The sequence below is a fragment of the Rhodococcus sp. 05-2256-B1 genome (genome assembly GCF_002258465.1).
GTDB classification, from domain to species: Bacteria; Actinomycetota; Actinomycetes; order Mycobacteriales; family Mycobacteriaceae; genus Rhodococcoides; species Rhodococcoides fascians.
The window spans coordinates 49,478-65,381 of record NZ_NOZA01000011.1 but is presented as its reverse complement, the minus strand read 5'-3'; the positions used below and the strand labels follow the sequence as shown (position 1 = coordinate 65,381).

The window sequence follows — 15,904 nt, the reverse complement described above, 5'->3', positions numbered from 1 at the left end:
ACCCCGCCGTTTCACACCACCGAACGCACCCTCGCACCCACCGCGGACTTGACGATCTCACCGCTGCGCACAGCGATGTTGGACAGCAGAGAGGACGTCAGACCGTGGGTGTGCTCGGTGCCGCCCTGCAGGTAGATCGAACCCGCTGTCGATCCACGCGTGACGAGCCGGTAGTCCCGCGTCACGCGAGGACCGTGCGCATCGAATTCGACGGCGTCGAACAACGGCCCGAGGATGTCGGGCAGATCGAGGGACGTGAAGCCGGTGGCATAGACGACAGCGTCGCACAGCACGTCCTCGGCCAGTCCTGTCGGCCCGTGTTCCACCGATGCCCGCACGCCCGACGCCTCCTCCGTGACATCGGCCAGTCGGGAGGCTCCGTGCACGAACAACCGGCGCTGTCCGCTGACCCGCTCGGCATACTCGCGCGCGTACAGCTCCTCGATCAGGGGCAAGTCGACGGCGGAGTAGTTGGTTCCGCGGTGATAGTGCAGCAGCTGATCGCGCAGAGAATGCGAGGACGAGTAGAAGTCGTCGACGGCGGTCGGATCGAAGATGCGGTTGGCGTAGGGGCTGTCGTCGGCCGGACTGTACCCGTACTTGCGCAGTACCGCACGCACGGACGCGTCCGGATAGGTCGAATGCAGGTAGTCGACCACTTCGGCTGCGCTCTGCCCGGCACCGACGACGACGAACGTGCGGTGAGTGCGCGACGGCAGCCGGTCGAGGTGGCCGAGCAGGTCGTGATTGTGGAATTGCCGCGCCGACGCGCTGACTCCGTCCGGCAGGGCCGCGGTCAGGCCGCCGGCGAGCACGATGTTGCGGCCGCGGACGGTCCCGGTGCGCCGCCCCTCGGTGCGGACGCCGTAACCGTCACCGGTGTCGACGACCGCGGACGCCCGCGTGCCGTAGTGCACCGCGGCGTCGACTTTGCCTGCGGCCCAGGACAGGTAGTCGTGGAACTCGAGCCGGCTGGGGAAGAACGTCTGCAGATTGATGAAGTGGTTGAGCCGGCCCCGTTCGGCGAGATACGACAGAAACGTGTACTCGCTGCTCGCATTGCGCTGGGTGGCAAGGTCTTTGAGGAAGGAGATCTGCATCGTGGTTCCCGGCAGCAACATTCCGGGGTGCCAGGCGAACTCGTCCTTCGACTCGACGAAGCACGACGTCAGGCGCTCGGCCGGAGCACACTGTCGATTGTGTTCCTCGATCGCGATGGCCAAGCCGAGGTTGGAGGGCCCGAAGCCGACCCCGACGATGTCGTATTCGCCGTCGAGGTCGCTGCTGTAGTCGTCGCTCGGGCTCATCGGATGCTCGCCCCCGACATCTGATCGAGCGCACCGGGGACCGGTTCGGCAGGGTCCACTCCGAGGGCGACGATGCTGTTGTCCGAGTCGACGTGCACCACGGAGGGACTGTGTGTGGGCAGCTCGGCGTTCTCGACCTGACGGAACGACATGATGATCACCAGATCACCCGGGGACACCAGATGGGCCGCGGCACCGTTGATTCCGATCACGCCGGATCCCGGATGGCCTTCGATCACGTAGGTGACCAAGCGAGCGCCGTTGGTGATGTCGACGACGTGGACCTGTTCGCCCTCGATCAGATCGGCCGCCTGCATCAGAGTCGAATCGATCGTGATGGACCCGACGTAGTGCAGATCGGCGTGAGTGACAGTGGCACGGTGGATCTTTCCACCCAGCATGGTGCGGTGCATCAGGCGTCGTTCTCCTTCTTACGGACGAGATATGGGGCAACGCTGGCGAGCTTCTCGCAGGTCTCGTCGAATTCACGTTCGGGCTTGGACTGGCCGACGATGCCGGCTCCGGCACGCAGCCATGCGGAACCCTGCTGCTCGTAGACGGCGCGCAGCACGAGTGCTGCTTCGAATTCTCCCGTCGATGATGCCTTCACGACGGCACCGGAGTACAGGCCGCGCGGTGAGTCGTCGAGCCGACCGATGGCGTCGATGGCCTCCTTCTTCGGGATCCCCGACGCCGTGACGGCCGGAAACAGGGCACCGAAGGCATCCCAGCAGGACAGGTCCTCGCGCAGGCGTGCGCGCACGGTGGACGCGAGATGTTGGACACTTCCCCGTTCGCGCACGCTCATGAAGTCCGAGACGGCCGTCGACCCCGGGCTGGCGATCGATTCGAGTTCCTCGAACGAGGTACGCACGGACACAGCGTGTTCGGTGATCTCTTTCGGATCCTGTTCGAGATCGGACTTCGCTGCCGAGTCGGCATCGGAACCGAGTCCGAACGCTCTCGTTCCCGCGAGCGGCTCGGTGGTGACGATCCCGTGTGCGTCGACGGAGGCGACCAATTCCGGGCTGAAGCCTGCGGCACGCAGATCGCCGAGATGCAGCAGAAAAGAGCGGGCCGGAGTGTTCGCCGTACGCCCGGCGCGGTAGGTGCCCGGCATGTCGAGATCGAATGGGATACGCACGCTCCGGGACAGAATGACCTTGGCGTAGTCGCCCCGTCGGATTTCCGTTACGGCCTGTTCGACGCGGCCGCGGTAGTCGTCGAGATCTCCGCCGACGTCGAGAGCGTACACGGTCGGCAGCTCGTCGCCGCCGATCGCGTCGAGCGCGGCCAGTACCGAGGCGCGGTCCTCGTCGCTGCCGGTCACCTCGACGGCATCGTGTTCGCGGCCGAAGCGGACCTCGACGCGGGGCACCACCAGGTGCGCGAGGATGTCGTCGGCGTCGCGCACGGCGGCAGTGGACCGATCGACGTCGTGCAGGTGCTCTGCGAACCCGAAACCGACGAATCCGTAAGCGTTCCACTGTTCTCGGGTCAGGCCCGTGCACGCCTCGCTCAGGGCCGCTGCCGGGTTACCGGACCAGCTCCGCTCGGTCGGTTCTCCGGCCCCCCAGCTGGTGGTCACGAGGTGGGGCCGAAGCACGATGCGAGCGACCACGCCGCCCGCGAACACCCAGCGCCCCCGGTCCTCGTACACGACGTACTCGTCGAACAATCCGGACTCCGCCAACGCGACGACCGTACGCAGTCCCCGCTGCAGTTCGGTCCCCTCGGCCGTGTCCATCGTCGTTTCTTCGACAACGGTCATTGTGTGTGCACTCCTGACGGTGAATCGGTCCGTGACCGCGCATTGCGCGCAACGTCTGCGGTCGGCATCGGCGCGCGCCTTCGATAGGGAACGCTAACCTAACCGACTCGGCAGCACAACGGCTTCCTCGGTGTCAGCGAACACGGCGTAGATCGAGCACCGAGATACCCCAGCCGACCAGCGTCGACGCCGCGACCTCGAGGCCGGCATCGGCTGCTACGCAGGCAAATTCGGCTTTCGTTCGTACACCGCTGCCGTGCATGCAGAGCATCAGCAGATCGAATTCCGACTGGTCCTCGTTGAACGACCCGTCGTTGGACAGTCGCTCGACGACCACCAATTTTCCGTTGTCGGCCAATCCTGTTGCCGCGTTGCGCAACAGCAGTGCGAGATCGTCGTCTCGATAGTGTCCGGTGACCTCGAGCAACAGATACGCGTCGAATCCGTTCCCGTGCTCCACATGCGGCTCGGACATCACGCTCTGCGGGTGATTCACCACTCGCCCTTCGAGTTCGGGCCATTTCCCGAGGTCGCGTCGAATCAGGTCGAGTTCGCTGGGCAACCCGAGCACACCCGCCGATACTCCGTCGTACCGGGAGAGAACGGAACCGAGCACCACTCCGGATCCTGCCCCCGCCACCAACAGGGTCGAGACCCCGTCGAACGAATAGTCTTGCACCAGAGCAGGACCCAGGAACGCGGCCTCGTCGGCGATGTGGTTGTGATGCAGTTCGGCGAGCCGCGGGGACGCCTCGAGGTCTTCGGTCAACGTGTTGCCGGTCAGCAGGCTCGCGCTGGCGGTACCGGTCCGCAGGCTGTCCACCAGACCTGTGATCGACAGTTCCACCCGTGCCTCGATCCCGTCCAGGTCCAGCCAGTGCGAGATCCAGTCGTCGCCGAGCATCGCCTCACCGATATCGCCGAGAATCAGATCACCGGTGGAGTTCTCGGCGAGGACGTCGACGGCACGCAGATAGCGCACGAATTTCGCGAGGGCGCGCGCGTCCGTCTCGGTGGCTTCCGCCAGCGATTCGACGGAGCACGCCCCTCGGGACACGTGCAACGGGATACGTAACGTGTTGGCCGCCCTGAAAGCGAAGGGCGACAGTATTTCCGCACGTTCGGCGAGCCTGTCGAACGGCTCGGACTCACCGCCGCTGAGGTCGGGCACCTCGGGATCGTCGGCGCGGGTCAGAACCTCGGCGCGACGCCAGTACCCGGTTACGTCGACCATCTCCGGCGGCAGGCCGCGGTCCTCGCGCAGATACCGACGGATTCCCTTGAGAGCGGTCGCTTCCCCTGCCACCCAGGCGAACACCGTTCCGTCCCACCAGGGTGCCGCCCGCACCGCACTGTCGAGCAAGTCGCCGGTGCCGGCGGTGACGCCGTCACGGTGGACCCACGTGATCTCGGCGTCGGCGGCCGTCGGCAACGGCAACTCTCGCTCGACGTCGGCGACCTCGACGAACACCCGAATTCGCCGGCCCGGCAATGCCTCTTCGAGATACCGAGCGATAGCAGGTAACGCGGTCTCGTCGCCGACGAGCAACACCCAGTCGACATCGGCCGGAGCATGGCCCGACCGCACCGGTCCGAGCAGGCTGATGGAATCGCCGACGCGGCAACGCCGACCCCACGTCGACGCGATGCCGGTGTCGTGGGTGACGAAGTCGAGAGTCACCTGCGCGGTCTCGGGATCGACGCTGCGCACGGTGTAGTTGCGGGTCACCGGACGCGGATCACGCGGCCATTCGACGGTGCGCTCGTGCTGGGTCGGAAGCACCACCGTGCCGTCGGTCTCCGCCGGGAAGAACAACCGAACGAAGTCGTCGAATCCTTCGCTGCGCAACGCCGGGAACCGGTAGTCGCCGCGCGAGAACTCGCGCAGCTGCGGCCCACCCAACACGATTCGGCGCATACCCGAACCCAGCTGACGTGTTTCGATCACCGTTGCCGTGCGCAGGACTTCGGGAAAGACGACCTGAAGTCGATGGGACCTTGCCACGGTGGAACACGCTCCTGTCGTCGAAAGTGAATACGCCTGTGCTCGCGTCGAGTGGGCCGCCCGAGTGTTGTCAGCCCTGAACGTTCTCGGCGGCAGTGTTCAGCGCCGAGGCCACGTCGTCGAGGATGTACGGGATCGTCAGCACCGTCAGGCCACCGAACGCGAAGTTCTTGTCGGCGCTGAGGGCCTCGGTGGAGGCGGTACGCCCCTGCGAAAGTACGGGCTGCGAGGCCACGGCGGGTTCGGCCAGGAACCCGGCGAGAGATTCCTTGTCGTACGCCACGACGAACAGCACGTCGGACTTCAGCAACGACGCCTGTTCGAGGCTGAGCTCGAAGTACACGGCGTCGGGGTCCTTGGCCGGGTCGGCCTGTTGGATGGTGGGCTCGTTGACGAGACCGAGCTGCTCGAGGAACTCGACTCGTACGTCGTTGTCCTTGCTGACGGCGAAAGTGCCGGGTGCGTTGGGCAGCGCGACGGTGACCGTCTTGCCTTGCAGCGCAGAGTACTTCGTCGCCGCATCGGCAATCGAGCCCTCGACTCCGGAAACCAGGTCGGCGGCCTCCTTCTCCTTGCCCAGCGCCTTGCCCGCGATGGTCAGCTGGTCCTCCCACGACGTGGTCCACTGCTTGTCCGGGTACGCGACGACGGGCGCGATGTCGGAGAGCTTGTCGAACTCCTCCTGGCTCAACCCCGAGTACGGCGCGAAGATCAGATCCGGTGCGGCGGCAGCGAACTGCTCGACCGGAACCGCTCCGGTGCCGTCACCGGAGAGCAGTGTCGGCGCGTCGCCGCCCAGGTCGGCAAGAGCCTTCGCGTCCCACGGCAGAACGCCGCGTTCGTCCGCACCGTACTGGGCACCGTCGAATGTAGGCATCGCAACGGGTACGACTCCGAGGGCGAGAATCGCGTCCTGGTTCGACCAACCCCAGGTCGCGATCCGCTTCGGTGCCTCGGGGATCGTCGCGGATCCGAGTGCCGAGTCGATCGTGACCGGAAATGCGGACTCCTGCGCAGACGTCGTGGAGTCGGCGGCAGGCGTCTCCTCGGTGTCGCTGCTGCATCCGGCGGCGAGGGCGATGGTCAGCCCTCCGGCGAGCGCGATCGACGCGGCGCTCCTCATCCACTTCGTACGAACCTTCATCGTTCTTCGGAACCTCTCGACTCGACCACGCACTGACTGCGTCCACACCCGACCGGGCGAGGCGACTGACAAGGTAGCACTAATGAGGTTACCCTTGCCTCATTAGCCCGTCCTCGGACTCCCTGTCCTCCACGATTCGACACGCGGCCGACAGGGCCTCCCGCCAGAGCCCGGCCAGGTCCTCCACACCGTCGAGCACTCCTGCCGGCCACGTGTACGTCACACCGAGTACCGACGCCCCGTCCTGTTCGTGCACGTAGCTGTCGACGACCAACGCATAGCCGCAGGGCGTCTCGGTGCCGGGCGTGGTGTCGAGACTGCTACGCAGTCGGCTGGCCCCGAACGGACCGCCTGTCGCGGTGTCGAAACGGCCCAGATAATTGAATTCGATGTCGGCCGTGGGCATGTGCCGCAGCACCGCACCCGCCTCGCCGCTGCACCACCGCAGCATGCCGTACGTCGACCCGTCTCCCGGCACCGAATCCCTCGACCTAGCCGCGTCCGTCGCGATCGTACGCAGAACCGATTCTGCGGCAACAGGATCGGACCGGTGCGACATCAGGGCGCGATGGTCGGTCGCGTCAGCGGTCAGGCGGAGCGGGAACACAGCCGTGAGCCATCCGACCACGGAAGAGCCGTCCACCCGATCGGACGCGATTCCCGACCGCCCGTGCCCCTCCACGTCGACGACGAACGACTGCGGACCCGCCGCACCGCTGTCCATCCACTCGACTGTCGCGGCCGCGAACGTTCCCAACAACAGATGTTCGACGGACACCCCGAGCCGCGGGCGGGCTGCGGCGAGAATCCGCGCGCTTTCCTGAGGGGAGAGCGCGAACGTGGTGGTGCGTACGCCTGCACCGGTATCGATCGACGGATCGACCGGACGCACCATCGGAACCCGTTCCGCCCCGTCGCCGACGCGTGTCCAGTACTCCAGATCGGCGAGCACCTCGGCAGAGCCGGCGAGGCGGTGGATCTCGTGCGCCCACTGCCGCATGGAGGGCCCGATCGGGCCGCGATCCGCCGACAACCGCTGCTGCCACGCAGTCGTGATGTCCGGCAGCAGTATTCGCCAGCTGACCCCGTCGACCACGAGGTGATGCAGCGTGATCAGGAGCTCACCCGAGGAGTCGGTGTCACCGTGGTGGCGCAGCCACACCACATCGACCATCCGGCCGATCCGGGGATCGAGCCGACCACGTGCCGCGCGTGACTGGGCGGCAACACGCTCTGCGAGCAGCGATTCGGTGAGCCCGTCCACATACTCGGTACGGACCCACTCGGCCACGTCGGCAGTACCGTCCGGCAACACGGTGAACACGGACTCGGAGCCGGGACGACGCTCGAAACTCGAATGCAGGATGGGGTGCCTGGCCACCACGAGATCGAGAAGCTCGATCAGCGAGTTCTCGGTCAGATCGGCGGGAGCCTCCAGCAACACCGCCTGCGAGATCTCGTCGACGGACCCATCGAGGCTGTCCATCCAGCGGAGGATCGGTGTCAACGGGACTTCTCCGTACGGCGACAGTTCCTCGACGCCGGAGGCCATCGGTTGCGCCGACTCCGCTTGCTGAGCAAGTGCTTCCGGCGTGCGCCGAGCGACGATGTGACGGGGCGAGACCGCCATGCCCACCGTCCGCAGCCGCGCCGACAACTCCATGGCCATGATGCTGTCGCCCCCGAGATCGAAGAAGTCGTCGTCCGCGGAGACCTCCGGCACATGCAGCACAGCGGCTACTGCGCGGCATATCTCCCGCTCGACGTCGGTGCGCGGCGCGCGCCCGGAACCGAGGGTCGGGACGGGGTCGGGTAACGCGGCCGCATCGAGCTTTCCGTTCGGCAGCACAGGGAACGCATCGAGCACGGTCACCGACGATGGAACCATGTACGACGGAAGGAGTTCGCCCAGACCCGCGCGCACGGCGCTCACGTCGATCGTCCGTCCCGGCGCAGCAACGACGTATCCAGCGAGGGTCGCCTGCCCGGTACTGATACCCGACGTATGCACCAGCACCCGCGCGTCTGCGACGGCATCGATCTCTCGCAATCGACTTTCGACTTCCCCCACTTCGACGCGGTGCCCGCGGATCTTGACCTGGTCGTCCGCGCGACCGGCATACCTCAATGTGCCGGATTCGGTCCACGACACGAGATCCCCGGTCCGATAGAGCCGAGTACCGTCCGCGGCGAAGGGATCGGCAACGAAGCGGTGCGCGGTGCGCCCCGGCGCGTTGCGATACCCGCGCACCACGCCCGGCCCGGCCAAATAGAGCTCGCCGAGCGCCCCGGGAGGCGCGAGCCGAAGACAGGCGTCCAACACGTATGCCTTCAGGTTGGTCACCGGCCTACCGATCACGGGCTCGGGCGACAGATCCGTCGATGTGAACACCGCATCGACGGTGGCCTCGGTGGGTCCGTAGAAGTTGTACGCGACAACAAACTCATTCGCGCGCAACCTGTTCCACAACTCGACCGATACCGCCTCGCCGCCGACCCCGACTGACGTCAGTGTGTCGATCGATCCCGACCGCATCATCTGTTCGAGCAACGACGGCACGACCTCGATGAAATGCACCGACAGCGTTCGCAGTCGCTCGGTGAGTTCTCTCGGATCGAGAACGACCTCGGGATCGATGAGATGTACTGTGTGCCCGCCGAACATCCACAACTGCGGTTGCCAGGATGCGTCGAAGGCCATCGACCAGGCATGCGCCACGTTCAGAGTGTCCGTGCCCGCGCGCGCCGCCGTCGGCAGATGCACGCTCTCGCGATGGGAGTGATAGAGATTCGCCAGTCCTCGGTGCGGTACCGAGACTCCCTTGGGCACACCGGTCGTACCGGAGGTGTAGATGAAGTACACCGGGTGGTCGGGATGCAATGCGGACCGACGCTCGGAATCGGTGACGGCAATCCTGTCCGTCGACGACGGCGTCAGGGCCTCGACCGCCGATGCCGTCACCGTGATCACCGGCTGCGCATCGTCGAGAATCTGCCGCGCGCGTTCGGTGGGCCAGTTCGGGTCGATCGGGAGGTAGGCGGCCCCGGACTTCATGACCCCGAGGATCGTCGCCATCGTCGTCACGGTTCGTGGGGCCTCGACGGCCACGATATCTTCCGCGCCGACACCGAAACCGAGGAGCCATCGCGCGATTCGATTGGAGACGCGATCGAGCTCGGCGAACGTCAGAGCCGTGGCGGCGTCTGCAACAGCAACGGTGTCCGGTTGCAACGCGACGCGGTCGGCGAACAGGTCCACCATCGTCCCGTCCGGATACCGACGCTGCGAGCCGGCGTACTCGGTGCGGAGAATCCGAGTCGTCGTCTCGTCGACGAGACACAGTGCGGCGATCGGCGGGTCGCCTTCGTCGGCGAACGCACCCAACACCGAGGTCAGTGCGGACGCCACTGCGCGGGCGCGAGCCACGGGCACCGAGTCGCTGCGGTATTCGACCACCAGCCGCATCCGTTCGCCCGGATGGACCGTCAACACGAGCGGGTAGTGCGTCACTGTGTGGAATCCGGCGACCGACACCGAGAAGTTCTCGGCATCGACACCCGAAGTGTCTGCAGCAGCGAAGTTCTCGAACACCACGAGTGTGTCGAACAGCGTTCCCCGTCCGACGGCCTTCTGAATGTCTGCCAGGCCCACGTGATGATGCGGAGCCACGGCGATCGAGAAGTCCCGCAGACCAGCGAGCACGGTCGACAGACGTGCATCGGGTCCGACGTCGACACGGACGGGAACGGTGTTGATGAACAGTCCGACCATGTCTGCGACACGATCGAGGTCGGTGGGACGCCCCGAGACCGTCGAGCCGAACACGACCGACGGAGAATCCGTGAATGCCGAGAGCACCACGGCCCATGCTGCATCGACCAGTTCGCTCAGCGTCGACGATCGACGACGCGCCGACTCGATGAGCCGAGCGGTGTCCTGCGCACTCCACTCGAGGTCGATCTCGTGCGCCTCGGAACGTACCGACGACGATGCCGATGCCGACGCTGCCACCATCGTCGGTGCCACGTCCGCGCCGAGCGCGCGACGCCACGCGTCGACGGACGAGTCGTCGCGGCGCGCGAGCCACCGCAGGTAGTCGTCGAACCGCGCAGGTTCCGGCAGTGCCAGGCCCCGGTAGAGCTTGAACAGCTCGATACCCACAGTGCCCATGGACCACCCGTCCACGAGAAGATGGTGGACGGTCAGCACCACCCGGTGACGATCGTTCCCGCAGTCCAGCAGCAGAATTCGGACGAGCGAGTCCTGCTCTATGTCGAACGCACGCCTGTCCTGGTCGATCAGGTCACGGGCGGTAGGCGACGTCGGATCGTCGACGACATGACGGCGGAGTACGACTCGACCCGTATCGCGGATCGCGACGGTCGTCCCGGTGCTCAACGTCAGAAAGCGCGAGCGCAGCGCTGGATGACGGTCGAGGAGCGCGTCGAGTGCGCCCCCGAGACGTCGCGGATCCAGCAGCCCGTGCACCTCGAATTCGGTGGCGATGACGTAGATTTCCTCCACTCCGTCGCCCGAGGCTACGGACTGGAATGCCAAGCCCCGCTGCAGCGGAGTGGCCGGGCGAGCTGCCTCTGGATCGATTCCATGAGAGCGCAATTCGGCTACATCGGCATCGGTCAGCAGCGCTACCGAACTGTCGGGCCGGTCGACGATCGCAACGGCCCGGGCGCTTCGGCCCCGCTCCACCAGCCCTGCGACCGTTCGACACTCGAAGACGTCTGCGGTGGTGATCGGAAGTCCGGCGGTGCGCGCGTGATGGACGAGGGTGATGGCGGTGATGCTGTCGCCGCCGAGCGAGAAGAAGTCGTCGTCGACGCCGATGGACTGGGCGCTCTCCGCACGGGTGGTGTCTGCGAACAGCGCCGCGAGCGCTCGCTCGTCCTCGGATGCAGCCGGTCGCGATCGGCTGGGACCACCGTCGGGTATTCCGCGCTCCTGCAGAACTTTTCGATCGGCCTTGCCGTTGGGGGTTCTGGGAATACTGTCGACGGCCACCCAGAATGCGGGCACCAGATAGTCGGGAACCCGGCGACGAAGCGCCTCCCGCACCGACGCGGTGTCGACCGAGTCGGGAGTCACGTAGGCCACCAGCACACCGACGCCGTCACCGTCGGACACAGCGACCACGGCGCACTCGTCGACCGAAGGGTCACTGGCCGTCCAACTTTCGACCTCCCCCAGTTCGACGCGATGGCCTCTGATCTTGACCTGCCGATCGTCTCGACCCAGAAATACCAGGACGCCGTCGACGAGACGGGCACGGTCCCCGGTGCGGTACATTCGCGCGCCATCGCCGCCGGGATCTGCGACGAAGCGAGTCGCGGTCTCGGCCGGTTTCCCGGAGTATCCGCGGGCGAGCTGCACGCCCGACACGTACAGGTCGCCAGGAACGGCGTTCCGAACCGGGCGTAGCCGAGAGTCGAGCAGCCGCAGTGTGGTGTTGTCCACCGAGGTTCCGATGACCGCAGGGTCGCCGTCGACCCGCTGGACGGCGACGTCGCCTGCGACTTCGGAGGATCCGTAGGAATTGTCGATCGTGGCGTCCGGCGTCACCGCTCGGATCACGTCGATCATGTGGTCGGTCAACGGTTCTCCGCTGAGTATCCAACCGGTCACCGAAGCGCAGTCCGACGGTGCCGTAGCGGCCAACGCGGCAGCCAGAGAACCGATGGCGGTGACCTGTTCGGCACCGGACCGTCCGATGAGCGAGGCCACGGCACCCGAATCGCCGTACTGGTGATCCTGTGCGAGTACCACACGTTGGCCCGCGAGAATGCCGGTGAGCAACTCCGTCGCGCCGTCGATGAACGCCAGCGAACTCTTGGCAACTCGGCTGCCCGGTCTGCCCCACCGCGTCACCGCCCACTGCAGCCGGTTGGCCAACGCGTTCCTGGTGCCGACCACACCCTTGGGCGTTCCGGTCGAACCCGACGTGTACACGAGATAGGCCGCGCACTCACCCGGGACGCTCCGACCGAACGGCGGCGTCCAGTCCTGTTGTCGTACAGCGGTATCGACACGGACCGCAGTCTCCATATCCGTCAGTGCCGCGGGGGTCGCATCGTCGATCAACAGCAGGTCGTGCCCGGAATCGGACAGGATCAGTTCGATCCGCTCACGCGGGTAGCGAATGTCGACGGGTACGAACGCTGCGCCGACGTCGATGGTCGCCAACAGCGCCGCCACCATGTCGAGACCTCTGCTCACCGCAACAGCGACGCGGCTTTCGACACCGATGTGGTGCACACGCAGCAGCGCGGACACCTGTCCGACCCGCGTGGACAACTGCCCGAACGTGATGTGCTCGCCGCCGATCAGCAGTGCCACGTCGTCGCGGGACTGCTCGAAGCGCGCTGCCAGAGCGGTCTCGATCGGCACCACGGTTCGGTCCGGTCCGACGCTGCGCCCCTGGCCATGTGGGGCGGCCACCAGTCGAGTGACGTCGATGTCCGACACTGTCGTCATCCGATCGAGCATCTCGACGAACGTCTCGGCGTACATGGCGGCCTGCCGCCGGCCGACAGCGGCCTCGTCGTGCAGTACGAACGCCCACAGAGCAGGATCGGGGCCCACGATCAACGCCATCGGGAAGCTCATGTGCGCACCCAGCACCGTGATCTCGTCGACGGTCCCGCTCGTCTCGGGTATCGGTGCGGGATAGTTCTGGTACACGACTATGGTGTCGAACAGCTCTCCGCCGCCGACTGTTCCGGCGATGTCGGACAGCCCGAGGAACCGATACTCGTCCAGGTCGAGGTGGTCTGCCTGCACGCGTGCGAGCATCTCGGTCGCCGTTGCAGCCGAGTTCCACCGCAGGCGGACCGGCACGGTGTTGAGCAGCAAACCCACCATCGCCTCGGCACCATCGAGATCGAACGGCCGCAGCGACGTCGCCATCCCGAAGGCCACATCGTCGGAACCGGTTCTCGCCGAAAGCATCGCCGCCCAGGCTGTCTGCACGACGACGTTCGTGGTCACGCCGGTACGACGCGCGTATTCGGACACCCGCTGGGCCAACGCATCGTCGATATCGACGTCCAGGCGCGAGCGCGTGCCCGCGCTGGACCCATTCGCTCGGTCCCCGGCAACGAGAGTCGCGGACTCGAACCCGTCGAGGTAGTCGGCCCACCGCTGACGCGCAGTGACGTTGTCCTGCAACGCTGTCCACGCGAGATAATCGCCGAAGTCGGGTGCAGGCGGCAACCGCGCCCCCTCGCCCGATTCGTAGAGAGCGATCAGCTCCCTGACGAAGATGGCCTCGGACCACCCGTCCATCAGCGCGTGATGGTAGGTGATCAGAACTCGCGGGGCGCGCGCAGAAGTGGAGTAGGAGAAGCGAATCAGCGGCTGCTCGAAGAACGCGAACCCGGCCGAGCGGTCTCGTCGGAGATGATCATCCCACTCGTCGTCGACGGCCGTCACGACCGGCGTCGACGCGCGCGGTACCACCCAGACCAGATCACCGTTACGGCGTTGCCGCAGCAGCGCTCTGATGTTCGGGTAGCGATCCAACAGCAGTTCGAGGGCACGATCGAGCCGGCCGCGATCCACCGCGGCGGACAGGTCGAGCACCGTCTGTGACAGGTACGGATCCTGCGCTCGCTCGGCGAGCGTCGATTGCAGGTACATCCCGACCTGCAGTGCGGTGAGTGGGAGTACGGCGGCGATCTTGGACTGCGACGTGGCCGCGGTATCGGTCGTCATGTCTGCTCACATACTGCTTTCGAATTCGTCGAGCTCGTCCTGGGACAGTTCCACCGTGGCGGCGGCGTGGACAGCGGGGCGTGCGTCGGCGTCCGGTGTGAGCTCCGCCCCGAACATTCGCACCGTCCGCTTGCGCATCACCTCACGCGGTGCCAGCGGAATCGAGGCCTTTCGCGCCCGCGATGCCACGGCCAGGCAGGTGATGCTGTCGCCGCCGAGCGCGAAGAAGTCGTCGTCGATCCCCACGCGTCCGACACCCAGAACCGCCGCGACGATCTCGCACAACATCGTTTCCACCGGCGTTCGGGCCGGTACGAACGTGCCTCCGCCCACGGCGTCGACGGTCGGAAGAGCCCGCACATCGAGCTTGCCGTTGATCGTCATCGGAATGCGTTCCAGGGCAGCGAACAACGTCGGCACCATGTACTCGGGCAACGTCGCTGCCAGCCGGTCTCGAATGGAACCGAACAGCACGGACGTGTCGGTCGTACCGCCGTCGCGAGGAACGATGTATGCGGCCAGGGCGCGAGTACCACTCCCGATCTGCACCGTACGCACCACCGCGCCCACCACACCCTCGCATGCGGCCACGGCGCGTTCGACCTCTGCGGTCTCCACTCGATAGCCGCGAATCTTCACCTGGTCGTCCGCGCGACCGAGGTAGTCGAACAGACCGTCGGCTCGAATGCGAACCAGATCACCGGTGCGGTACATCCGTGCGCCCGGAGTCAAGGGGTCGGCCACGAATCTCGTTGCCGTGTCGCCGAATCGGTTCACATAGCCCCGCGCAAGACCGACACCGGAGAGGTACAACTCCCCCACCGAACCGATCGGGACCGGCCGTAGCCACTGGTCCAGGACGGACGCACGTGTGCCCAGGATCGGCGAACCGATGGACGGCCCGACGCTGTCCCTTGTTCCGGTACCGAGCGCGTTGATCGTGTACTCGGTAGGCCCGTACAGGTTGTAGCCGATGCCGTCGAGCCGACTCCACAGTGCATCCGGTACCGCCTCACCACCCAGCAAGACCAGGGGAATTCGATGTCCGTCGCGTTCGTCCAACAGTCCGAGATCGAGCAGATGTCCGGCATACGTGGGCGTCACGTTGACCACGTCGATTCTGTTCTGCTCGCAGTAGTGAGCCAATGCCTCACCGTCGCGGCGTAATTCCTCGTCGCAGATGTGTACCTCGTGACCTTCGACGAGCCACAGCAACTCCTCCCACGACATGTCGAAGGAGAACGACACCGTGTGTGCGATCCGCAGGGTGCGGTCTCCTGCCACGGCGACGGTGGGAGCGAAGATCTCGTTCCGGTGATTGATCTGCATGTTCGTCAGACCGCGATACGGAGTGACGACGCCCTTCGGTGTTCCGGTCGAGCCGGAGGTGTAGATGACGTAGGCGGGGTGCTCGAGTCGGCCGACGGTGCCGGACGCAAAACCGACCGACGCTGTGGCCGCCTCGACTTCCGACGCGTCGATGTCGTACGCCAACTCTGTTACGACCTCAGGGGAGTCGACGACCATCCGTGTGGCGGTGGTGGCCAATCCCCGGCTCTCCGTGTCCACCGTCGTCACCAGAACGGCCGGTTGCGCGTCGGCCAACATGACGTCGAGACGCTCTGTCGGATAGTCGAGTTCGAGGGGCAGGTACGCGGCACCGGTACGCAGCACCGCGAACAGGGCCACCACCATCTCCACCGATCTCGGCAGAGCGAGGGCCACGATGCGTTCGGGAGCGGCACCCCGGCGAAGCAGCGCCAGTGCGCAGGCGTTCACCCGCCGGTCGAGGTCGCCGAAGGTCAGCCGCCGGTCTCCGAACACCAACGCGATGTCGTCGGGAACGGCCGCGGCGCGTGCGGCGAGCAATTCGGCGATCGTGTTGTCCTGCAGTCGTTCCGATCGGCCGTCGAACTCGTTCTCGACGACACTCGGCATGTCGCCCGGGGCA

At 66.1% G+C, this 15,904-nt stretch carries 6 protein-coding genes and 1 pseudogene; all 7 read right to left on the bottom strand.

The window, feature by feature from the left end; translation table 11 throughout:
* Positions 1 to 11 precede the first annotated feature (11 nt).
* Positions 12 to 1,307, bottom strand: a complete 1,296-nt coding sequence (locus CH285_RS02210) for a lysine N(6)-hydroxylase/L-ornithine N(5)-oxygenase family protein (protein ID WP_032388902.1) — start codon at positions 1,305 to 1,307, stop codon at positions 12 to 14.
* Entirely contained in the window at positions 1,304 to 1,720 is a 417-nt protein-coding gene (panD, locus tag CH285_RS02205) for an aspartate 1-decarboxylase (protein ID WP_027495817.1), read from the bottom strand. The genes CH285_RS02210 and panD overlap by 4 nt, the downstream gene beginning before the upstream one ends.
* Positions 1,720 to 3,078, bottom strand: coding sequence for a salicylate synthase (locus tag CH285_RS02200; RefSeq protein WP_032388903.1), 1,359 nt, complete (start codon positions 3,076 to 3,078; stop codon positions 1,720 to 1,722). Before CH285_RS02200 ends, panD begins: the two co-directional genes overlap by 1 nt.
* Before the next feature lie 133 nt (positions 3,079 to 3,211).
* The gene (locus CH285_RS02195; protein ID WP_094644428.1) at positions 3,212 to 5,083 is read right to left on the bottom strand and encodes a siderophore-interacting protein; all 1,872 of its coding nucleotides are present in this window, start codon (positions 5,081 to 5,083) and stop codon (positions 3,212 to 3,214) included.
* 70 nt (positions 5,084 to 5,153) lie between these two features.
* Positions 5,154 to 6,227, bottom strand: a complete 1,074-nt coding sequence (locus tag CH285_RS02190) for an ABC transporter substrate-binding protein (protein WP_027495815.1) — start codon at positions 6,225 to 6,227, stop codon at positions 5,154 to 5,156.
* Between the two features lie 88 nt (positions 6,228 to 6,315).
* Entirely contained in the window at positions 6,316 to 13,953 is a 7,638-nt protein-coding gene (locus CH285_RS02185; protein WP_094644427.1) for a non-ribosomal peptide synthetase, read from the bottom strand.
* A gap of 75 nt (positions 13,954 to 14,028) precedes the next feature.
* A pseudogene (locus CH285_RS28775) lies at positions 14,029 to 15,846 on the bottom strand (amino acid adenylation domain-containing protein); the annotation flags it as partial.
* Positions 15,847 to 15,904 lie beyond the last annotated feature (58 nt).